At 72.2% G+C, this 20,857-nt stretch carries 19 protein-coding genes; 17 read left to right on the top strand and 2 right to left on the bottom strand.

Features of this window, described 5'->3' with window-relative positions; translation table 11 throughout:
- Positions 1-229: 229 nt before the first annotated feature.
- From QMC84_RS10420 to QMC84_RS10445, 6 genes are all read left to right on the top strand, one after another.
- Positions 230-3,430: a ribonuclease E/G gene (locus tag QMC84_RS10420; protein WP_300374567.1), complete on the top strand. Its 3,201-nt coding sequence runs from the start codon at positions 230-232 to the stop codon at positions 3,428-3,430.
- A gap of 165 nt (positions 3,431-3,595) precedes the next feature.
- Entirely contained in the window at positions 3,596-3,904 is a 309-nt protein-coding gene (gene rplU / locus QMC84_RS10425) for a 50S ribosomal protein L21 (RefSeq protein ID WP_300374569.1), read from the top strand.
- A 31-nt stretch (positions 3,905-3,935) separates the two neighbouring features.
- Positions 3,936-4,190 carry a 50S ribosomal protein L27 gene (gene rpmA / locus QMC84_RS10430; protein WP_300374571.1) on the top strand — a complete coding sequence of 85 codons (255 nt, stop codon included), beginning with the start codon at positions 3,936-3,938 and terminating at the stop codon, positions 4,188-4,190.
- Between the two features lie 98 nt (positions 4,191-4,288).
- Positions 4,289-5,839, top strand: coding sequence for a GTPase ObgE (obgE, locus tag QMC84_RS10435; RefSeq protein WP_300374573.1), 1,551 nt, complete (start codon positions 4,289-4,291; stop codon positions 5,837-5,839).
- Positions 5,840-5,892: 53 nt separating this feature from the next.
- Positions 5,893-7,008: a glutamate 5-kinase gene (proB, locus tag QMC84_RS10440; RefSeq protein WP_300374575.1), complete on the top strand. Its 1,116-nt coding sequence runs from the start codon at positions 5,893-5,895 to the stop codon at positions 7,006-7,008.
- A gap of 43 nt (positions 7,009-7,051) precedes the next feature.
- Positions 7,052-8,035, top strand: coding sequence for an endonuclease/exonuclease/phosphatase family protein (locus QMC84_RS10445; protein ID WP_300374577.1), 984 nt, complete (start codon positions 7,052-7,054; stop codon positions 8,033-8,035).
- An 18-nt stretch (positions 8,036-8,053) separates the two neighbouring features.
- Here the strand turns inward: QMC84_RS10445 and QMC84_RS10450 are convergent, their stop codons facing one another.
- Positions 8,054-8,902 carry a class II fructose-bisphosphate aldolase gene (locus QMC84_RS10450; RefSeq protein ID WP_300374579.1) on the bottom strand — a complete coding sequence of 283 codons (849 nt, stop codon included), beginning with the start codon at positions 8,900-8,902 and terminating at the stop codon, positions 8,054-8,056.
- 11 nt (positions 8,903-8,913) lie between these two features.
- Positions 8,914-9,804, bottom strand: a complete 891-nt coding sequence (locus QMC84_RS10455) for an SIS domain-containing protein (RefSeq protein WP_300374581.1) — start codon at positions 9,802-9,804, stop codon at positions 8,914-8,916.
- A 234-nt stretch (positions 9,805-10,038) separates the two neighbouring features.
- Between QMC84_RS10455 and QMC84_RS10460 the strand changes: the two genes are divergently transcribed.
- The 11 genes from QMC84_RS10460 (at position 10,039) to QMC84_RS10510 (ending at position 20,780) form a co-directional block, all read left to right on the top strand.
- Positions 10,039-11,403, top strand: a complete 1,365-nt coding sequence (locus QMC84_RS10460) for an ABC transporter substrate-binding protein (protein WP_300374583.1) — start codon at positions 10,039-10,041, stop codon at positions 11,401-11,403.
- The gene (locus tag QMC84_RS10465; protein WP_300374585.1) at positions 11,400-12,311 is read left to right on the top strand and encodes a sugar ABC transporter permease; all 912 of its coding nucleotides are present in this window, start codon (positions 11,400-11,402) and stop codon (positions 12,309-12,311) included. The genes QMC84_RS10460 and QMC84_RS10465 overlap by 4 nt, the downstream gene beginning before the upstream one ends.
- On the top strand, positions 12,308-13,129 hold the full coding sequence (locus QMC84_RS10470) for a carbohydrate ABC transporter permease (protein ID WP_300374587.1): 822 nt from the start codon (positions 12,308-12,310) through the stop codon (positions 13,127-13,129). Before QMC84_RS10465 ends, QMC84_RS10470 begins: the two co-directional genes overlap by 4 nt.
- Before the next feature lie 23 nt (positions 13,130-13,152).
- Positions 13,153-14,133, top strand: a complete 981-nt coding sequence (locus QMC84_RS10475; protein ID WP_300374589.1) for a hypothetical protein — start codon at positions 13,153-13,155, stop codon at positions 14,131-14,133.
- Positions 14,130-15,074, top strand: a complete 945-nt coding sequence (locus QMC84_RS10480; protein ID WP_300374591.1) for a carbohydrate kinase family protein — start codon at positions 14,130-14,132, stop codon at positions 15,072-15,074. Before QMC84_RS10475 ends, QMC84_RS10480 begins: the two co-directional genes overlap by 4 nt.
- The gene (locus tag QMC84_RS10485; protein WP_300374593.1) at positions 15,071-16,006 is read left to right on the top strand and encodes a PfkB family carbohydrate kinase; all 936 of its coding nucleotides are present in this window, start codon (positions 15,071-15,073) and stop codon (positions 16,004-16,006) included. Before QMC84_RS10480 ends, QMC84_RS10485 begins: the two co-directional genes overlap by 4 nt.
- Positions 16,003-16,800: a DeoR/GlpR family DNA-binding transcription regulator gene (locus tag QMC84_RS10490; RefSeq protein ID WP_300374595.1), complete on the top strand. Its 798-nt coding sequence runs from the start codon at positions 16,003-16,005 to the stop codon at positions 16,798-16,800. Before QMC84_RS10485 ends, QMC84_RS10490 begins: the two co-directional genes overlap by 4 nt.
- A 72-nt stretch (positions 16,801-16,872) precedes the next feature.
- On the top strand, positions 16,873-18,069 hold the full coding sequence (locus QMC84_RS10495; protein WP_300374597.1) for a cysteine desulfurase family protein: 1,197 nt from the start codon (positions 16,873-16,875) through the stop codon (positions 18,067-18,069).
- 7 nt (positions 18,070-18,076) lie between these two features.
- Positions 18,077-19,177, top strand: a complete 1,101-nt coding sequence (mnmA, locus tag QMC84_RS10500; protein WP_300374599.1) for a tRNA 2-thiouridine(34) synthase MnmA — start codon at positions 18,077-18,079, stop codon at positions 19,175-19,177.
- Positions 19,174-20,193, top strand: a complete 1,020-nt coding sequence (locus tag QMC84_RS10505; protein WP_300374601.1) for a methionine synthase — start codon at positions 19,174-19,176, stop codon at positions 20,191-20,193. The genes mnmA and QMC84_RS10505 overlap by 4 nt, the downstream gene beginning before the upstream one ends.
- Before the next feature lie 50 nt (positions 20,194-20,243).
- Complete coding sequence (locus QMC84_RS10510) at positions 20,244-20,780, top strand: type 1 glutamine amidotransferase domain-containing protein (RefSeq protein ID WP_300374603.1); 537 nt, start codon at positions 20,244-20,246, stop codon at positions 20,778-20,780.
- Positions 20,781-20,857: the final 77 nt, after the last annotated feature.

The following is a 20,857-nucleotide window of genomic DNA, read 5'->3' on the forward strand; positions in this document are numbered from 1 at the left end:
TCGTCTCACCAGACCGCGACGCGGCCCGGTAGGTCGGTGACAGCGACCCACCATGAGTTCTTGGGGACTCGGCCAGACGACCGCGGCAGGCGAGGCGACGTGCACCGGTGACGCACCGCGGAGGGTGTCGCCGCCACACGACAGGCTTTGCGTCGCCGGCTCTGAATGCCCGGGCGGGCGACGTCGGACTCGCCCGAGCGCACGGCGCGCGGGCCTAGGAGCACACACGATGCCCGACGACCTCCAGGCCGGAGCAGAACTCACCACGGACGCGCCCCAGCAGGCTCCGGACACGGACCAGGCGCCCCCCGCCGAGAAGCCGGCGAAGAAGGCGGCCGCCAAGAAGGCCACCGCCCGCAAGACCGCCGCCAAGACGACCGCCAAGAAGGCCGCGGCCGCGGAGCCGGCGGACACCCTCGTCGACCCGCCCGTCCTCGACGCGCCGGCCGAGGCTCCCGCGAAGAAGACGGCCGCGAAGCGGACCGCCGCGAAGAAGGCACCCGCGAAGAAGGCCGCGACCAAGCGGACGGCGGCCAGGAGCACCGCGAGCACGGTCGAGCCGAAGCCCGCCGAGGACGCCCCCACCCCGCCCCACGGCGACCCGCTGGTCCAGCCGTCCGAGCCCCCGACCGGTGAGGCCGGTGAGGCCGGCGCGAGCGCCCCCGCGGTGCTGTTCCAGGCGCCCGAGGCGACCGCGAAGCCCGCGAAGAAGGCCGCCAAGAAGACCGCGGCCAAGAAGACGACCGCCAAGAAGTCAGCAGCGGAGCCTGCCGAGGACGCGACGGAGCCGGAGCAGCCGGCCAAGCCGGCGAAGAAGGCCGCTGCCAAGAAGGCCACCGCCAAGAAGGGCGGCGGCCGGAAGGCCGACGGCTCCACCGACCGGCCCGAGACCACCGCCGAGGGCCAGGACGCCGGGACGACCCAGGCCGAGGAGGCCGAGGGTGCCGAGACAGGTGCCGAGGGCACCGGCGAGGGCACCGCGCGTCGTCGCCGCCGCCGGGGCGGCCGCCGCCGCCGCAAGGCCGGGGACGGCAACGGCTCGGGGGACGGCGCCGACGACCACGCCGACGACCGCGCCGACGACCACGCAGCCACGGGCGACGACGCGGACGAGGACGGCTCGGACCGCTCCGATGCCGCGGCCGCCGAGGACACCGGCGGCGAGTCGGGCGGCGAGAGCAGCTCGCGCCGGCGCCGCCGGCGCCGCCGCTCGGGCGAGGACGGCGGCGCGTCCGCCGAGGACCCCGAGGGCACCGTCACCCGGGTCCGCAGCCGCCGGGCCGCTGAGGACGAGATCACCGCGGTCTCCGGCTCGACCCGCCTCGAGGCCAAGAAGCAGCGCCGCCGCGAGGGCCGCGAGGCCGGCCGCCGGCGCGCCCCGATCGTCAGCGAGGCGGAGTTCCTCGCCCGCCGCGAGTCGGTCGACCGGGTCATGGTCATCCGCCAGCGCGAGGAGCTCACCCAGATCGGCGTGCTCGAGGACCGGGTGCTCGTCGAGCACTACGTCGCCCGCGAGTCGCAGACCTCGCTGATCGGCAACGTCTACCTCGGTCGCGTGCAGAACGTGCTGCCCTCCATGGAGGCCGCGTTCATCGACATCGGCAAGGGCCGCAACGCGGTCCTCTACGCCGGCGAGGTGAACTGGTCGGCGCTGGGCCACAAGGACGGCCAGCAGCGCAAGATCGAGTCGGTGCTCTCGTCGGGCCAGTCGGTGCTGGTGCAGGTCACCAAGGACCCGATCGGCCACAAGGGCGCCCGCCTGACCAGCCAGATCAGCCTCGCGGGCCGGTTCCTCGTCTACGTCCCCGACGGCACCACCAGTGGCATCTCGCGCAAGCTGCCCGACACCGAGCGCAACCGGCTCAAGGCGCTGCTCAAGGAGATCGTCCCCGACACCGCCGGCGTCATCGTCCGCACGGCGGCCGAGGGCGCCAGCGAGGACGAGCTCACCCGGGACGTGGAGCGGCTCAAGGCCCGCTGGGAGGACATCGAGGGCAAGGCCAAGGGCAGCGCCCCGCAGCTGCTCTACGGCGAGCCGGACCTGACCCTCAAGGTGGTCCGCGACCTGTTCACCGAGGACTTCTCCCGGCTCGTGATCCAGGGCCAGGACGCCTGGGACACCGTGCAGGGCTACGTCCAGCACGTGGCCCCCGACCTGGAGCCGCGCCTCGAGCGCTACGACCCGGGCCCGGACGGCTCGGGCGGCAAGGCCGACGTGTTCGCGGAGTACCGGATCGACGAGCAGATCGCCAAGGGCGTGGACCGCAAGGTCTGGCTGCCCTCGGGCGGCTCGCTGATCATCGACCGCACCGAGGCGATGACGGTCGTCGACGTCAACACCGGGAAGTTCACCGGCTCGGGGGGCAACCTCGAGGAGACCGTCACCAAGAACAACCTGGAGGCGGCCGAGGAGATCGTCCGCCAGCTCCGGCTGCGCGACATCGGCGGGATCATCGTCGTCGACTTCATCGACATGGTCCTGGAGTCCAACCGCGACCTGGTGCTGCGCCGGCTGGTGGAGTGCCTCGGACGCGACCGGACCCGTCACCAGGTCGCCGAGGTGACCTCGCTCGGACTGGTGCAGATGACCCGCAAGCGGATCGGCACCGGCCTGCTCGAGGCGTTCAGCGAGACCTGCGAGCACTGCCAGGGACGCGGCGTGCTCGTGCACGAGGCCCCGGTCGAGCCCAAGCGCGCCGAGGACGACTCCCGACGCGGCGGCGGCGGGGGCGGCGGGCGCCGCGGGCGCGGCGGCCGAGGCCGTGGGTCCGACCAGGACGCCGGAGCCCCTTCGCAGAAGCCCCCCTCGCCCAAGGACGTCGCCGCGATGGCGCGACCCGAGAACGCCGACGCAGCGACCGAGGACGCGAGCGAGGTGCCGCCGGTGGCGGCCGAGGAGACCCCCGAGCGACCGACGGACGAGCCGGTCGAGGCCGCCGCGCCCGTGGCGACGCCCGCGGACCCCGAGACGCCGGCCGAGCCGGAGCCGCCGAAGGTCGTGACCCGGACCCGTCGACGCAGCGCGAGCCGCCCCGCCGGGACCCCGGCCCCGGCCGTCGAGCCCGTCATGGCCGCCGAACCCGCCCCGGAGCCCACCCCGGAGCCCACGCAGCAGTCCGCGCCGGAGCCCACGCAGGAGCCCACGCAGGAGCCCGTCGCCGAACCGGTCGCGGACTCGGTGCCCGAGCCGCCCAAGGTCGTCACCCGGACCCGGCGACGGGCCGCCAGCCGGCCCGCGGGGCCGCCGGTCACCGAGGCCCCGGCTCCGGTCAGCCCGGTGGCCCAGACACCCCCGCCGGGCGTCATCGGCAGCGTCGGCGAGCCGCCGGCGAACGGCACCGTCGAGCCGGGCACGGCCGACGCCGAGCCCGGCGAGGCCCCGGTCATCGAGCACGTGCCGATCAAGAAGAAGGGCTCGCGCAAGCGCTGAGGCCGTACCGGACCGGTTCCGGTTTTGCCGTAGCGGTGCCCGGTCCGTAGTATTGATCCTCGGTGCGTCCAGGCGCGCCTCTTCTGTGCGGCGCCCGAGCGTGTGTGCCCCAGACCCCGACTCAACGCATCAGACCGACGCATCAGACCGACGAAGGAGACCGCGGTGTACGCGATCGTGCGCGCAGGCGCCAAGCAGCAGAAGGTTGCCGTGGGCGACGTCATCGAGATCGACCAGGTCGCCACGGCGACGGGCGAGAAGGTGAAGCTGCCGGTCGTCCTCGTCGTCGACGGCGAGACCGTCACCTCCGACGCGAAGAAGCTCGACAAGGCGTCGGTGACGGCCGAGGTCCTCGGTGGCACCAAGGGGCCGAAGATCGTGATCCAGAAGTACAAGAACAAGACCGGCTACAAGAAGCGCCAGGGACACCGTCAGAAGTACACCCAGGTCAAGGTCACCGACATCTCCCTCTGAGCACTGCTCGAGCACCCGAGAAGGACACGAAATGGCACACAAGAAGGGCGCGGCGTCCACCAAGAACGGCCGCGACTCCAACTCGCAGCGACTCGGCGTCAAGCGGTACGGCGGCCAGGTCGTCAACGCCGGCGAGATCATCGTGCGTCAGCGGGGCACCCACTTCCACCCGGGCAGCGGCGTCGGCCGCGGCGGTGACGACACCCTGTTCGCGCTCGTCGCGGGTGCCGTCGAGTTCGGCACGCGTCGCGGTCGCCGCGTCGTGAACGTCGTCCCGGGCGAGTGACCTGACGCTCGCATCCCACGCAACAGCTGCGAACGGGCGTCCCTGACGGGACGCCCGTTCTGCATTTTCCGCAGAGTTCTTCCGAGAGAGTAGGCACCATGGCAGTCCCGACCTTCGTCGACCGCGTGACGCTGCACGTCAGCGCCGGGCGCGGCGGCAACGGCGTCGCCTCGGTGCACCGTGAGAAGTTCAAGCCCCTCGGTGGGCCCGACGGCGGGAACGGCGGGCCCGGCGGATCGGTGATCCTGCGGGTCGACCCCGACGTGACCACGCTGCTCGACTACCACCACAGCCCCAAGCGACGCGCCGAGCACGGCGGCCACGGTGCGGGCGCGCACCGCAACGGCGGGCACGGTGCCGACCTGGTGCTGCCGGTGCCCGACGGCACGGTCGTGACCGACCCGGGGGGACACCTGCTGGCCGACCTGGTCGGGCCCGGCACCGAGCTCGTCGTCGCCCAGGGCGGCCGCGGTGGACTCGGCAACGCCGCGCTGGCCTCGGCCAAGCGCAAGGCGCCCGGGTTCGCGCTGCTCGGCGAGCCCGGCGACGAGCTGGAGATCGTGCTCGAGCTCAAGGTGGTGGCCGACATCGGGCTGGTCGGGTTCCCGAGCGCCGGCAAGTCCAGCCTGATCGCGGCGATCTCGCGCGCCCGGCCCAAGATCGCCGACTACCCGTTCACCACGCTGGTGCCGAACCTCGGCGTGGTGTCCGCCGGCGACACGACGTTCACCGTCGCGGACGTGCCCGGCCTGATCGAGGGTGCCAGCGAGGGCCGTGGCCTCGGCCACGACTTCCTGCGCCACATCGAGCGCTGCGCAGCGATCGTGCACGTCGTCGACACCGCGAGCATCGAGCCGGGCCGCAACCCGAGCGACGACCTCGACGTGATCGAGAACGAGCTGACCCGGTACGGCGGCCTCGAGGACCGGCCGCGCCTGGTGGCGCTGAACAAGGTCGACGTCCCCGACGGTCGGGACATCGCCGGCTTCGTGGTCGACGAGCTGCGCCGGCGCGGCCTGCGCGTCTTCGAGGTGTCCGCGGCCTCCGGCGAGGGGCTGCGGGAGCTGACCTTCGCGATGGCCGGCATCGTCGAGGCGGCCCGGGCCGCCAAGCCGGTCGCCGAGGCCACGCGGATCGTGCTGCGCCCACCGTCCGCGGACGGCACCGACGCGTTCAGCGTGACGGCGACCGCCGACGGGTGGCGGGTCCGGGGCGAGAAGCCGGAGCGCTGGGTCCGGCAGACCGACTTCAGCAACGACGAGGCCGTCGGCTTCCTCGCCGACCGGCTCAACCGGCTCGGCGTCGAGACCCGGCTCGCCGCCATGGGTGCCGAGGAGGGCGACGCCGTCCTCATCGGCGACCCCGACAACGCCGTCGTGTTCGACTTCAAGCCCGGCATCGACTCGGCCGCCGAGATCCTCAGCCGGCGCGGTGAGGACCAGCGCTTCGACGAGTCGCGGCCGGCGGCCCACCGCCGCCGGGCCATCGACGAGGCGATGGGGGACCGGGCCGAGGGCGAGACCCGCGCGGACGTCGCGCGCCGCCTGGACCGGTCCGCCCGCGGGGACGACGCAGCGTTCGGTCCGCGGTCCTACGAGATCGGCGGCAAGGACGATCCCGACTGGGCCGAGGACGACGAGGGGAAGTGACCCGGACATGAAGCCGGAGATGAAGCCGGAGATGAGCCGGAGATGAGGCAGCCATGAGCCTGCGCCCGGAGGTCGCCGGGGCGAAGCGGGTCGTCGTCAAGGTGGGGTCCTCCTCGCTCACCACGGCCGCCGGTGGCATCGACCCGGGCCGCGTGCGCGACCTGGTCGACGTGCTGGCGAAGCTCCGTGCCGGGGGTGGCGAGGTGGTCCTGGTCTCCTCGGGCGCGATCGCGGCCGGACTGGCGCCGCTCGGGCTGCGGCGGCGGCCCCGGTCGCTCCCCGCCCAGCAGGCGGCGGCGTCCGTGGGGCAGGGGCTGCTCGTGCACCGCTACAACGAGGAGCTGGCCCGGCACGGCGTGATCGCCGGCCAGGTGCTGCTCACCGTCGACGACGTCACCCGCCGCTCGCACTACCGCAACGCCTACCAGACCTTCGCCAAGCTGCTCGAGTTCGGCGTGCTGCCCATCGTCAACGAGAACGACACGGTCGCGACCAGCGAGATCCGCTTCGGCGACAACGACCGCCTCGCCGCCCTGGTCGCGCACCTGGTGCACGCCGACCTGCTGGTGCTGCTCTCCGACGTCGACGGCCTGTACGACGCCGACCCGTCAGCGCCGGGCAGCTCGATGCTGCCCGACGTGATCTCGGTCGACGACCTCGCCGGCGTACGCATCGGGAAGGCCGGTGCGGCCGGGCTCGGCACCGGCGGCATGCAGACCAAGCTCGACGCGGCCCGGATCGCGACCGGCGCCGGGATCCCGGTCGTGCTCACCTCGGCGGGGCGGGCCGCGGCGGCGCTGGCCGGAGAACCGGTCGGCACCCTGTTCCACGCCACCGGCCGGCGCCGACCGACCCGGCTGCTGTGGCTGGCCCACGCGACCGAGCCGATGGGGACGCTGCTGCTCGACGCGGGCGCCGTCCGCGCCGTGGTCGAGCGCCGGGCGTCGTTGCTGGCCGCCGGGATCACCGGAGTCGAGGGGACCTTCCACGCCGGTGACCCGGTCGACATCGCCGCGCCCGACGGCACCCCGGTCGCACGCGGGCTGGTCAACTTCGACGCCGAGGAGCTCCCGAACCTGCTCGGCCGCTCCTCCCACGACCTCAAGCGCGAGCTCGGCGCGGGCTACGAGCGCGAGATCGTGCACCGCGACGACCTGGTCCTGCTCTGAGCTGCCGCCCGCCGGCGGCGACGACGACAGATAGGTTCCACCCGTGCGGGCACGTGCGGTCGTCTTCTGGGTGGCATCGGCCGTCCTGCTGGTCCCCGCCGCGCTGCTGACGCTCGCTCGGACCGTCGAGCCGCCGGCCGCGTGGTGGATCCAGCTGGAGGCGTTCACGCCGTTCGGCACCGTGCTGTACGCCGGTGCGCTGCTCGTGGCCGCCGGCCGGCTGCTGGTGCGGCGCCGGTGGCGTACGCCGGCGTCCGCCGCGCTGGGCCTCGTCTCGGTGGCGGCCGTCGCCGGCCTGGTCCTGCACTGCTGGTGGCTCGCCCCGCTGGTGACCGGCGTGAACCCGCCGCCCGCCCCGGGCGCGGAGCGGCTCACGGTGATGACGGCGAACATCGCCCAGGGCGACGGCGACCCGTTCGAGCTGGTGCGCCTCGCCAGCGAGGCGGGGGTGAGGCTCCTGGTCGTCGAGGAGATCACCCCGGCCGATCTGGCCGACATGGAGCGCGCCGGGTTGAGCGACCTGCTGCCCTACCGGACGGGGGAGCCGCGCAGCGGCGGGCACGGGACCATGGTCTTCGCCGCGACCGAGCTGGGCCGGGCCGAGCGCACCGCCACGTGGCACGACGGCTGGGTCGTGTCGATGGGGGACCTGGTCGTGGTCGCGACGCACCCGCAGGCGCCGACCGAGCCGGAGCTGTGGCGCTCCGACCACGCGGCGCTCCTGGACACGGTGCGCCAGCACGACCCGGACCTCGTGCTCGGCGACTTCAACGCCACCGACGACCACGCCCCGATGCGCGCCCTCGCCGACGCCGGGCTGCGGGACGCAGCCGAGCTGGCCGACGAGGGCTGGCAGCCGACCTGGCCCGCCGGCGGCCGCTGGCGGGTCCTCGGGCTCGTCGTACCGCCGCTCACCCGGATCGACCACGTGCTCGTCGGGCCGCGGCTCGCGGCGGTCTCGGTGCACACCGCCGTGCTGCCCGGCAGCGACCACCGGGCGGTCATCGCGGTGGTCGCCCGCAGGTGAGGGGTGTGCGCTGCCAGGTCAGCCAGCGCCAGTTCCGGGCGACAGCGTGGTGAGTACCGCCGCGACCGATTCGGTCATCGCAGTGCGGGCCAGCGCGAGGTATCGCCGCGGATCGACCAGGGCGTCGTCGGTCAGGCACTCGCGGACCGCGCCGGTGAAGGCGATGTTGAGGGCGGTTCCGACGTTCACCTTGGTGATGCCGGCGGTCACGGCCTGGGCGAGCTGTCCGTAGGGAACGCCGGAGGAGCCGTGGAGGACCAGTGGCACCGGCACGGCCCGAGCCAGCTCCTCGATCAGCTCCAGGTCGAGGACGGCGTCCTGGTGGACCATCGCATGGCTACTTCCGACCGCGACGGCGAGACCGTCGGCTTCCGTCGCCTCGACGAACGACCGGGCCTCGCTGGGATCGGTGCGAACCCCCGGTGCATGAGCGCCGTCCTTGCCGCCCACCTCGCCGAGCTCGGCCTCGAACCAGAGCCCGTGATCGTGTGCCCACCGGGCTGCCGACCTGGTCGCTGCGACGTTCGCGAGGTAGTCGAGCCGCGACGCGTCGAACATCACCGAGGTGAATCCGGCCGCGGGAGCCTGATGGAGGAGCTCCTCGGTCGTGACGTGGTCCAGGTGGAGTCCGAGAGCGGCTCTGGAGGCCTCGCACACCTCGACGCAGGCGCGAGCCAGCGGCGCCAGGCGGCCGCCGTGGTAGGCAACGGCGTTCTCGCTGACTTGGAGGAGCGCGGGCAGACCGGTCTGCTCGGCGGCGGTCGCGATCGCCTCCGCGTGCTCGAGCGTGATCACGTTGAACGCGCCTAGAGCGTGTCGGTCGGACCGGGCCCTGTCGACCAGGTCCGCGGTGCTGGTGAGCGGCATCGGTCGGCTCGTCAGACCTCGGTGACGGACCGAGACAGGTTGGTGGGCACGTCGGCGTCGCGGCCTCGGTCGGCGGCCCAGCCGACGGCGAGACGTTGGATTCGCACGAGCTCGGCCATCGGATCGAGCCCGCCCTGCTCGAGGGCGGCACCGGTCTCCAGAACCGCCTCGCGCTGGGCATCGGTGAGCGGACTGATCGCCCAGACGAGGGTTCCCGCGTCCGCCACGGAGATCGGGCCGTGCCGGTACTCGCCGGCTGGATAGGCCTCGACCCAGACCCCGGCGGACTCGCGGCACTTGAGAGCGGCCTCTTGCGCCACGCTCGCAGCCCACCCCGTGCCCAGTACCACCAGCTGCTTGGCCGGCGGAGCCGGGAGTGCGCTGCGCAGCGCCTGCTCGCCCTGTGCCACCAGCGGGTCGAGCTCCTCGCCGAGGCTGACCCGCAACGTCGTCAACGCGGTCGTGGCGAACCGGGTCTGGACCACCGAGCTCTCGTCGGCGAACTCGAGATCGACCACGTGGTCGGCCAGCTTCGCCACCGGGCTGTCGGTGACTCCGACCAGCGCGGTGATGGGCGCCTCGCCGTGCAGCTGCTCACCCGCTTCCACAACCTCCGCAGACGTGCCTGACCGGCTGATGATCAGCACTCGGTCGTATCGCCGGTGGTGAGCCCCGAGCTCGCCGGCGACACGAGCGTCGGTCTCGCCCTGCCCGGCCTGCTCGCGCAGGTCTGCGTACGCCTGCGCGATGAAGTAGGAGGTCCCGCAACCCAGGACGAGCACGCGTTCGCCGGGGCGAGGCAGCGCCCCCTTCGCCGCCCCCGCGACCTGCGCGGTACGACGCCAACAGGTCGGTTGGGTCTGGATCTCCTCGATGGTCCGGGAGCCGAGCGCGGCGGTCATGGTGCACGCCCTTCGATAGTTCGGGCCGACGATGATCGGCCGCTGGTTTGGGTGGATGTGCAGGAATCTAACAGTAACGAACACAAACCTGCAGAATCATTGCACAAGTATGGCGCAAGTGCCATGCTCCGAGGACAGAGTGACGCGACCCCGGGTGGGGTGTGGTCTCACGGCTTCGTCGAAAGGTCAGCCATGCAAGCGTTCGGTCCCCGTGCCTCGACTCCCGGGCGTCCATTGACGCCGGGCCTCGACCGCCGGCAGCTCCTGCGGGCACTCGGTGTCACCGCCGGGCTCGCCTCGTTCCCCGGCCTGCTCGCCGCGTGCGGTAGTGATGGCGACGGAGGTGCGAACGCCTCGGGCGACCTGCTGGTCTGGTACTGGGGCGAGCAGGAAGCCGCAGGACTCAAGAAGTTCTTCGAGGCGCAGGTTCAGGCCTACAACTCGTCGGGGACCGACTCCGCCGGCAAGGTGCAGGCAGTGCTCCAGGAGAGCGACACGCTCTACACCGCGTTCCGGACCGCGGCGGAGGCCAAGAAGGGGCCGGACGTGCAGTTCTTCTGGGGCGGCACGCAGGCACTCGAGGATGTCTGGATGGGCCACGTCGAGCCGCTGTCCGACCATGTCTCCAGCGAGTTCCTGGACCAGCTCGACACCGATGCACGCCGCGAGACGTACTGGGACGGCAAGCAGTGGGGCATGCCCTTCTACCAGATCGGCACGGCCTGGGCGTACAACAAGCAGATGTTCGCCAAGGCCGGCCTCGACCCGGAGGTCCCGCCCGCGACGTGGGACGAGTTCGTCACCGCACTGACGGCTCTGAAGAAGTCCGGCGTGGTCCCGCTCGGCGCCGGCTTCAAGGACGCCTACCTGGGCGGGTGGCTGATCAGCTACCTGGGCGGTCAGAACTTCGACAGTATCGACGACGCGATCGCCGTGTTCCGCGGTGAGGCCGAGTACTCAGGCACGAAGTACACGGAGTGGCTCGAACGTCTCAAGGAGCTCATCGACCGCGGTCTGTTCAACGACGACGTCCTCTCGATCGACCTGTACCAGGGACAGCAGATGTTCGAGAGCCAGGAGGCTGCGATCACGAACTCCGTTCAGCCGCAGATCGTCGGCTTCGAGCGCAAGCTCGGGGCGGACACCGTCGGCGTGATGCGCACTCCGGTCTACGGGACTGGTGCTCTCGCCGACTTCTTCCCGGCCCCGAGCCAAGTGCTCACCATCACCAGCTTCTCGCCGCGCCAGGACCGTGCCGGGACGTTCCTCGAGTACCTCCACGAGCCCGAGGTGATGAAGGCGATGTACGAGGCCTGCGGCGCGATCACGCCGGACAAGCGCTTCGACCCCGCGTGGCTGAACACCGAGGCGGACAAGAAGATGGCGGAGTGGAAGTCCAGCCTGCCGAACTTCTGGTACCAGTACTACTACCCGTTCCCATTCGAGCGTGACGGTGTCACCCCGGGCGTTCAGCAGCTGTTCCAGCCGGGAGGAACGGTGGCCAACGCCGTGAGCACGATGCAGGAGGCGATCGACAAGTGGCGGCGCGAGCAGCCGGCACAGGTCAAGGCCTACCAGCAGTGGCAGCTCCTGTCGTGACCGCGACCGCCGGCACCCCCCGTCGGGCGGGTGCCGGCCGGTCGGGCGCGGTGGTGAGGCCCTACCTCTACCTCGCTCCGGCGACGATCGTCCTGGTCGTGGTCTTCGGCTACCCCGTGCTGCGGCTGCTGGTCGAGAGCGTGACGGTGCCGGGCATCCTCGGGGAGACGGGTCACGGCCTCGACAACTTCCGCTCGGTCATCGACGACCCGATCCTGCGCCGGGCGCTGCTCAACAACCTGAGGTTGTTCCTGGCCGTGCCGGTGATGACCGTGGTGGCGGTGCTGCTGGCCACCCTGTTGCACGAGCGCATCGCGGGCTGGCGGTTCTACCAGTCGATCGTCTTCGTTCCCTACGTCCTGGCGATCCCGGTCGTCGGGATCATCTTCTCCTACGTCCTCCAGCGTCACGGGCTTCTCAACCAGTCACTCGGCGCACTGGGTCTCGATCCCCTGGTCCACGACTGGCTGGGCAGTAGCCAGCTCGCCATCTGGTCCGTGTGGGTGGTGATCGTGTGGCAGCAGGTCGGCTTCGGCGTCGTTCTCTTCCTGGCCCGGCTCTCCAGCCTGGATCCGGGACTCATCGAGGCCGCCATGGTGGACCGCGCCGGGTGGTGGCGTCGGTTCCGTCATGTGGTGCTCCCGCACCTGGCGCCCATCATTGAGTTCTTCGTGACCCTGAGCCTGATCAACATGCTCAGCTGGGTCTTCAACTACGTCTACGTGATGACCGGCGGTGGCCCGGCGCGCAGCACCTACGTCACCGAGCTCGTGATCTACCAGCAGGCGTTCCGTGACGGCCTCCCGAACCTGGCCGCCGCCGTCTCCGTGATCCTGCTGGTCCTCGCCACGGTCCTGCTCTCGGCGCAGTCCCTGGTCCGGCGTCGCATCGAGAGGATGGAGTCGTGAGGCGGGTGGTGGGGCAGACCGCGCGCCAGCTGCCGCTGCTGGTCATGGCGTTCGTCATCCTGGTGCCGCTCTACTTCATGGTCGTCAACTCCCTCAAGACCAACGACGCCTTCCTGGACTCCTCGCTGGGCCTTCCTTCGCGTCCTTCTCTTCGTGCGTACGGGGACGCCGCCTCGGACCGGAATCTCGGGCAGCTCTTCTGGAACAGCGTGGTGATCGCGGTGACTTCGGTCGCCGTGACGACCGGCTTCGGTGCCCTGGCTGCGTTCGCGCTCGCGAAGATGGTCTTCCGCGGACGGGAGCTCTTCTTCCGGCTAATGCTGCCGCTGATGGTGATCCCACCGATCGTGTTGCTGGTACCGCAGTTCAAGCTGATGAGCTCCGCCGGCCTGGTGAACCACCGGGCGTCGGTGATCATCATCTACATCGGCCTGATGCTGCCGTTCACGATCTACCTGCTCCGCAACTTCTTCGTGAGCTTCCCTGACGAGTTGCTCGACGCCGCGGCGCTCGACGGGTGCAGCCCGATGACGTCCTTCCTCCGGGTGGTCCTCCCGATCTCCCGTCCCGCGCTGATCACCGCGGTCATCGTGAACTTCGTCTTCGCGTGGAACGAGCTGCTGATCGCGCTCGTGTTCTTGCAGTCCGAGGGTTCGCGGACACTCGTCGTCGGCCTGACCGTGTTCCGGAGCCGGTTCTCGCTGGACGTCCCAGTCCTGATGGCCGGCCTGACCATCGCGACCGTGCCCGTGCTTCTGGTCTACCTGTTCGGCCAGCGGTACTTGGTGCGCGGGCTTCTGGCCGGCTCAGTGAAATGACGATCAACAATGGAGGATCACGCGTGCTCAGTGACCTGTTCGGCGCCGACCCGGTCGCCAACCAGCGCCGGTGGGTGCGACCACCACACAACCCGGCGATCCGGTCGGACGGCACCGGCTGGGCCGAGGACTTCATCGCTCCCTGCAGCCTCGTGGAGAGAGATGGTGAGCTCTGGCTCTACGCGGAGGGCTCGACAGGCGGTCATGAGCAGATCGGCCTGTTCACGGCCACAGCAGACGACTCGGCCGGCCCGCGGCAGTGGCGTCCGCACCCTGCGAATCCGGTCCTGGCCGTCGGCTCCGGATTCGACGCCGGAGGCGTCTTCGACCCGGCGGTCGTGCACTTCGGGGAGCGTTGGCTGCTCTACTACAGCGCCACCGAGGGCGACGCTCACGAGTTCGCCGAGCGGCTCGAGCGTGGCTCGGCTTCGGGCCAGCCCGCGGATGAGTACATCGGCCTGGCAGTCTCCGATGACGGGGTGACCTTCACTCGACACGCGGACAGCCCCGTACTCGCGGCCCGCTGTCCGTTCGTCGTCGTGCACGACGGCACCGTGCATCTGTTCCACGTCAGGGTCACCGAGGGCGGCTACCGCATCCACGTGGCGCTCTCCGACGACGGAGTGCGATTCCGTGAGGTCGCCGACCCCGTGCTGGACGTCGGGCCGCCAGGCAGCTGGGACGGTCACACGGTCACGACCCCCAAGGTCTTCAGGGACGGCGACCGGTGGTGCCTGTCGTATGCAGGGGACGCCCGACGCCTCGACGACCCGAGCGGGATCGGCCTCGCCTACTCCGACGACCTGGTGACCTGGCGGAAGCTCCCGGGGAATCCGGTGTTCGCTGTCGGGACGCCCGGGGACTTCGACTCGGTGTCGGTGGCCTCGCCGGTCATCCGGGCATCTGGCGACGGCTACGAGATGTGGTACGCCGGCAGCGACCGCTCCATCCGTGACGGCCTGCACTCCCAGGTGGGCGTCGTCCGGATCACGGTGCAGCCATGAGTGGGGCTGAGCCGCTGGATGTCTTGGTGCTTGGAGAGCTCAATCCCGACCTCGTGCTCACCGGAGGCGACCTGACCCCACGATTCGGTCAGGTCGAGAGCCTCGTCGCGGGTTCGACCCTCACGCTCGGCAGCTCGGGCGCGATCTTCGCCGCCGGCTGCGCGCGTCTCGGGCTGCGGACCGCGATCGCCGGGCTCGTGGGTGAGGACACCTTCGGACGGTTCGTGCGCGAGCAACTGCGCGACTTCGGTGTCGCGACCAGCGGGATCGTCACCGACAGCACGGTCGCGACCGGTCTCACCGTGATCCTCAACCGGGGGGAGGACCGCGCGATCCTCACTCACCTCGGCGCGATGGCGCAGATGACTGCGGCCCAGGTGGACACCGATCTCCTGGCTCGCGCCCGGCACGTCCATGTGACCTCCTACTTCCTCCAACGGGGCCTGCAGCCGGGACTGCCGGGCCTACTGGAGCAGGCGCGACGCAACGGGTCGACGGTGTCGATGGACACCAACTGGGATCCGGACGAGCGTTGGACGGACGGCTTGCGCGAGGCCTTGCGGCACGTCGACGTCTTCTTGCCGAACGAGGCCGAGGCCCTGGCGATCACGGGGGCGACCTCGGTCGCGGCCGCCGCCGAGGAGCTCGGCCGGACGGTTCCCGAGCTCGTGGTGAAGCTGGGCGCTCGCGGTGCCGAGACGTGGCTCCGCGGCGAGCGGCACCAGGCAGCGGCGATCGCCGTCGACGTGCGCGACACGACTGGAGCCGGCGACTCGTTCGACGCCGGGTATGTCCACGGTCTGCTTGCCGGCCTCTCGGTCGACGAGCGGCTCCGGCAGGCCTGCGTGTGCGGCGCCCTATCCACCCGCGCCATCGGCGGCGTCGGCGCCCAGCCGACGGTGGACGAGGTGGCGTCGATCGTGCGCAAGCCGGCGCCATGATCACGGTCGCGGCGATCAACCCCTCGGTCGACCGGCTGCTGCGAGTGCTCCGGCTGCGGCCCGGCACCATCCATAGGCCTCTCGAGGCTGTCTCCGTTCCGGGCGGCAAGGGACTCAACGTCGCGCGGGTCGCCCACGCGCTCGGTGCCGAGGTGCAGGTCGTCGGGATTGCCGCGGGCGGGGCGGGCCGGTGGGTGGCGGACGCCCTCGAACGGGCCGGTGTGCCGGCTCGCTGGATCTGGACGGACGGCGAGACCCGGACCTGCACGTCGATCGCCGAGGATGACCCTGATGTGGAGCTGACCGAGTTCTATGAGTCGGGTCCGACCATCTCGGCGCAGGCGTGGCACGAGTACGCCGCCCTGGTCGGATCCGCCGCCCGCCGGCGCGGATGGCTGGTCGTCAGCGGCTCGTTCCCGCCCGACCTGGGCGCCTCCGAGCTCTCCGACCTGCTCCGGGCCACTACCGGCCGCACCGCCGTCGATGTTTCCGGGGAGCCGCTGGCTGCCGCGACCGGCGGGATGGACCTCGTGAAGCTCAACACCGCCGAGACCGTGGAGCTGTTGGGACGCGGAGCCGTGCGGAACGACCACGACCTCCCTGAGCTCGCGCGTGCGCTGCGACACCGGTGGGGTGGATCGACGGTCGCTGTGGTCACAGGAGGACAGCGGGGCGCCGTTCTCAGCACGCCAGAGGGGCCATCGGTCTGGGCCCGGACGCCCGTGACCGGCCGGTTCGCGGTGGGCAGCGGCGACGCCTTCCTCGCCGGTCTCCTCACGGCACGACAGTCGGACTCGACGTGGGAGGATGCGCTTCGGCTCGCCACCGCTGCGGCAGCTGCCAACGCCGAGACCCCCGGAGCCGGGGTGGTGGCGGCGCAGCGGGTCCGAGAGCTCGTCCCGCTCGTTGAGATGGAGGAGGTGCGAACGTGACCAGCAGTACGTCGCGACGCCCGCGCCGCGAAGAGCGCATGGAGCGGATCCTCGCCATCCTGGGGGCAGACGGAGCCGTCGATGTTGCGGCGATCGCCGAGGAGCTGAAGGTCTCGACGGCCTCCATCCGGCGCGACCTCGAACAGCTGGAGCAGCAGCAGCTGCTGGTGCGCACCCACGGCGGCGCAGTCGCACAGACGGTGAACTACGAGCTGCCGCTGCGCTACCGATCGAGTCGGCACCTTCAGGAGAAGCGGGCGATCGCTGCCACCGCGTCCACTCGGGTCCCTGAGAACCGCGGCACGATCGGGCTCACCGGCGGCACCACGACGACGCAGGTCGCTCGCAGTCTGCTCGACCACGCTGACCTGACCGTCGTCACCAATGCACTCAACATCGCGTCCGAGCTCGTGGTGCGCAAGAACATCCGGCTCGTGGTGATCGGTGGAGTTGCGCGCAGCGAGTCCTACGAGCTGGTCGGCCCCCTCGCCGAAGCGACCTTGGAGCGGGTGAACGTCGACGTCACCTTCCTCGGCGTCGACGGCGTCTCGCCCGACGCCGGGTTCACGACACACCAGGAGATGGAGGCGCACACGAACGCGGTGCTCCTCGCTCGATCCCGCAAGGTGGTGGCGGTGGCGGACTCCAGCAAGCTGGGCAAGGTCACCTTCGCGCCCATCTGTGGGATCGAGGCCGTCGACGAGCTCATCACGGACTCCGCCGCTGACGCAGAGATCGTCGCGCGACTCCGGGCGTCCGGGCTCCAGGTGACGACGGTCGACCTGCTCGACTGACGGTACCCAGCGAGCGGTAGCGACGGGCTGCACGGCGCGGGTGCCGTGCGGCGCCGTACGCTGGTCGGTGCGATGACTGCAGCTGCCCCGAGCCGGACCGTCTACCTCGACCACGCCGCGACCACCCCCATGGTCCCCGCGGCGCTGGAGGCGATGACCGCACACCTGCGCGGGGTCGGCAACGCCAGCTCGCTGCACGCGTCCGGACGGCACGCGCGCCGGGTCGTGGAGGAGTCGCGCGAGACGATCGCGCAGGCGCTGAACTGCCGGCCGGGGGAGGTCGTGTTCACCTCCGGCGGCACCGAGGCGGACAACCTGGCGGTCAAGGGGATCTTCTGGTCCCGCCGCGACGGGGACCCGCGCCGCATCCGGGTGCTGACGACCGCGGTCGAGCACCACGCGGTGCTCGACGCGGTGCACTGGCTGGGCGACGCCGAGGAGGCCGAGGTCGAGCTGCTGCCGGTCGACGACCGCGCCCGGCTCGACGTCGAGGCACTGCGCGCCACGATCGAGCGCGACCCCGGCTCGGTGGCCGTCGTCTCGGTGATGTGGGCGAACAACGAGGTCGGCACGCTGCAGCCGATCCACGACGTCGTGGCGCTCGCGGCCGAGCACGGCATCCCGGTGCACACCGATGCGGTGCAGGCCGTGGGGCACGTGCCGGTCGACTTCGCGGCCTCCGGGGTCGACGCGCTGACGCTGACCGGGCACAAGCTCGGCGGGCCGTACGGCGTGGGCGCGCTCGTCGTGCGCCGGGAGGTGTCCGTGCAGCCGCTGGTCCACGGCGGCGGCCAGGAGCGCGACATCCGCAGCGGCACGCTCGACACCCCGGCGATCGCCGGGTTCGCCGCGGCCGTCGAGCTCGCCGTCAAGCACCAGGCCGAGCACGCCACGCGCATCGGCGCGCTGCGCGACGAGCTGGTCCGCCGGGTCGTCGAGGTGGTGCCCGACGCGCACCTGCACGGGGCCCCGCTGGCCCCCCGCACCGACCGGCTCCCCGGCAACGCCCACCTCGGCTTCCCCGGATGCGAGGGCGACTCGCTGCTGATGCTGCTCGACGCGCGCGGGATCGAGTGCTCGACGGGCTCGGCCTGCTCGGCCGGCGTACCCCAGCCCTCCCACGTGCTGCTCGCCATGGGCTGTGACGCGGACCAGGCCCGGCACTCGCTGCGGTTCTCGCTCGGCCACACCACCACCCAGGCCGACGTCGACGCGGTCGTCGAGGCGATCGGACCGGTCGTCGAGCGAGCCCGGGCCGCCCGGAGGTGACCGGACGATGAGGGTCCTCGCCGCCATGTCCGGCGGCGTCGACTCCGCGGTGGCCGCGGCGCGTGCGGCCGAGGCGGGGCACGACGTCACCGGCATCCACCTCGCGCTGTCGCGCAACCCGCAGTCCTACCGCTCCGGCGCGCGCGGCTGCTGCACGATCGAGGACAGCAACGACGCCCGCCGCGCCGCCGACGTGATCGGCATCCCGTTCTACGTCTGGGACCTGTCCGAGCGGTTCCACGAGGACGTGGTCGAGGACTTCCTGGCCGAGTACGCCGCCGGCCGCACGCCCAACCCGTGCCTGCGCTGCAACGAGAAGATCAAGTTCGCCGCCGTCCTCGACCGGGCGCTCGGCCTCGGTTTCGACGCCGTCGCGACCGGCCACTACGCGCGGCTGGTGACCGGCGCGGACGGCCTCGTCGAGATGCACCGGGCGGTCGACCAGGGGAAGGACCAGTCCTACGTGCTCGGCGTCCTCGACCAGGACCAGCTGCGGCACTCGCTGTTCCCGCTCGGCGGGTCCACCAAGGACGACGTCCGCCGCGAGGCTGCGGCGCGGGGGCTGCTGGTGGCAGCGAAGCCGGACAGCCACGACATCTGCTTCGTCGCCGACGGCGACAACGCGGGCTGGCTGCGCGAGAAGCTCGGCGATCGGGCGCCCAACCACGGCGGCGCGATCGTCGACGACGACACCGGCGAGGTGCTCGGCCGGCACGAGGGCACCTATGGCTTCACGATCGGCCAGCGCAAGGGCCTGCGGCTCGGCCGCCCGGCCGCCGACGGCAGCCCCCGGTTCGTGCTCGACATCGAGCCGGTCTCCGGCACCGTCACCGTCGGCCCGCGCGAGCGGCTCGCGGTCCACCGGCTGCGGGGCACCCGCCCGCGCTGGTGCGGCAGCATCCCGGACCGCCTCGCCGGCACCGTGCAGCTGCGCGCGCACGGCGAGGAGCACCGGGCCGTCCTCACCCGCGACGGCGACCAGGTGGACATCGAGCTGCTGGAGCCGGCGTACGGCATCGCACCCGGGCAGGCCGCGGTCGTGTACGACGGCAGTCGCGTCGTCGGCTCGGCCACCATCGCCGCCACGGACCGCGTGGCGGCGCGATGACGCTCGCGACCGGCGTCGGCTCCTACCCGGGTGCCGACCAGGCGGCGTACGACGAGGCGGTCCGCACCGTGCTCGGCGCGCTGGCCGGCGACGCCGGCCTGCCGCACCTGCCGGAGGTCCCCGGCCGCGGGCCGACCGCCACGCTGACCGGTCGTGGGCTGGCCGTGGTCGCCGAGCTCGGCGCCGACCTCCAGCCCGCCGGCTGGCGGCTGACGGGTGGCGGCGACGGCGTCGACCACCGCCGGGCCCGCAGTCTGCTCTCGCAGGACCTGGACACGCTGGAGGAGCAGGCCGCGGGGGCGCTGCCCCCGGAGGGTGGCTCCTTCAAGATCCAGGTCGCCGGGCCGTGGACCCTGGCCGCGACCGTCGAGAAGCCCCGCGGCGACAAGGTCCTCAGCGACGCCGGCGCCCGCCGCGAGCTCGCCCAGGCGCTGGCCGAGGGCCTCGGCGACCACGTGCGCGACGTGCGTCGCCGGCTGCCCGGCGTACAGCGCCTGGTCGTGCAGGTCGACGAGCCCGCCATCGCCGCGGTCCTCGCCGGGAGGGTCCCGACCGCGTCGGGGTTCGGCCGGCACCGCACCGTCCATCCGCCGGAGGCCTCCGAGGCGCTCGGGTGGGTGCTCGGCGCCGTGGCCGCAGCGGGTGCCGAGCCGTGGGTGCACACCTGCGCGCCGGACGCCCCGGCGTCGTTGCTGACCGGGGCCGGGGCCCGCGGGCTGTCGGTCGACCTGGCCGTTGCGACGGCCGCCGACCTCGACGCCCTCGCCGAGGTGCTCGACGCGGGCGGGACGGTGGCGCTCGGCGTCCTGCCGGCCCTGGACCCGCCCACCCCGCCCACCGACGCGGCGGTCACCGAGTCGGTGCTCCGCTGGCTCGACATGGTCGGCCTCGACCCCGCCGAGGTGGGCGACCGGCTCGTGGTCACCGCCGGCTGCGGGTTCGCCGACGCGACCCCGGGATGGGTACGCCGCGCCCTCGGGCTGCTGCGCACCAGCGCGACCAGCCTGTCCGGCTGAGCCGCTGCGACCGCTGCATCACCTCCTCCGGGGACGGGTACCGGCGGGTCATGAGCGACCTGACCGGCAAGACCGTGGCCATCATCGCGACCGACTTCTTCGAGGAGGCCGAGCTCGTCGGGCCGCGGGACGCGCTGCGCGACGCGGGCGCGACGGTCCGCGTCTACTCCACCGGCACCGACCCGATCCAGGGCGTCGAGGGGGACACCACGCCGACCCGGAAGGTCGAGGTGGACGGCACGCTGGACGACCTGGACGTCGGCTCCGTGGCCGCCGTCGTCGTTCCCGGCGGCACCGTCAACGCCGACCGGCTCCGCACCGAGCCGCGCGCCCAGGACATCGTCCGGCAGGCGATGGAGGACCGGCTGCCACTGGCGGTGATCTGCCACGGCCCGTGGCTGCTGGTCTCGGCCGGGCTGGCCCGCGGCCGGCGGCTGACCAGCTACCCCAGCCTCGCCGACGACGTCCGCAACGCGGGTGGCACCTGGACCGACGAGGAGGTCGTCGTCGACGGCACCCTGATCACCAGCCGCAGCCCCGAGGACCTGCCGGCGTTCGTCAAGGCCCTGCAGGACGCACTCTCGTGATCTGCTGACGGCCGCCGGACAGGCGCTCGACGCGACGGTGCCCCACCCCCGACCTGCGGGGATGGGGCACCGTCTTC

The organism is Nocardioides sp. (genome assembly GCF_030019515.1).
Taxonomy (GTDB): Bacteria; Actinomycetota; Actinomycetes; order Propionibacteriales; family Nocardioidaceae; genus Nocardioides.

Excerpts from the sequence above, each read along its gene's own strand:
- QMC84_RS10420 (WP_300374567.1), top strand. The coding sequence starts at position 230 with ATGCCCGACGACCTCCAGGCCGGAGCAGAACTCACCACGGACGCGCCC.
- rpmA (WP_300374571.1), top strand. The coding sequence starts at position 3,936 with ATGGCACACAAGAAGGGCGCGGCGTCCACCAAGAACGGCCGCGACTCC.
- obgE (WP_300374573.1), top strand. The coding sequence starts at position 4,289 with ATGGCAGTCCCGACCTTCGTCGACCGCGTGACGCTGCACGTCAGCGCC.
- proB (WP_300374575.1), top strand. The coding sequence starts at position 5,893 with ATGAGCCTGCGCCCGGAGGTCGCCGGGGCGAAGCGGGTCGTCGTCAAG.
- QMC84_RS10450 (WP_300374579.1), bottom strand. The coding sequence starts at position 8,902 with ATGCCGCTCACCAGCACCGCGGACCTGGTCGACAGGGCCCGGTCCGAC.
- QMC84_RS10455 (WP_300374581.1), bottom strand. The coding sequence starts at position 9,804 with ATGACCGCCGCGCTCGGCTCCCGGACCATCGAGGAGATCCAGACCCAA.
- QMC84_RS10480 (WP_300374591.1), top strand. The coding sequence starts at position 14,130 with ATGAGTGGGGCTGAGCCGCTGGATGTCTTGGTGCTTGGAGAGCTCAAT.
- QMC84_RS10485 (WP_300374593.1), top strand. The coding sequence starts at position 15,071 with ATGATCACGGTCGCGGCGATCAACCCCTCGGTCGACCGGCTGCTGCGA.
- QMC84_RS10495 (WP_300374597.1), top strand. The coding sequence starts at position 16,873 with ATGACTGCAGCTGCCCCGAGCCGGACCGTCTACCTCGACCACGCCGCG.
- mnmA (WP_300374599.1), top strand. The coding sequence starts at position 18,077 with ATGAGGGTCCTCGCCGCCATGTCCGGCGGCGTCGACTCCGCGGTGGCC.
- QMC84_RS10505 (WP_300374601.1), top strand. The coding sequence starts at position 19,174 with ATGACGCTCGCGACCGGCGTCGGCTCCTACCCGGGTGCCGACCAGGCG.
- QMC84_RS10510 (WP_300374603.1), top strand. The coding sequence starts at position 20,244 with ATGAGCGACCTGACCGGCAAGACCGTGGCCATCATCGCGACCGACTTC.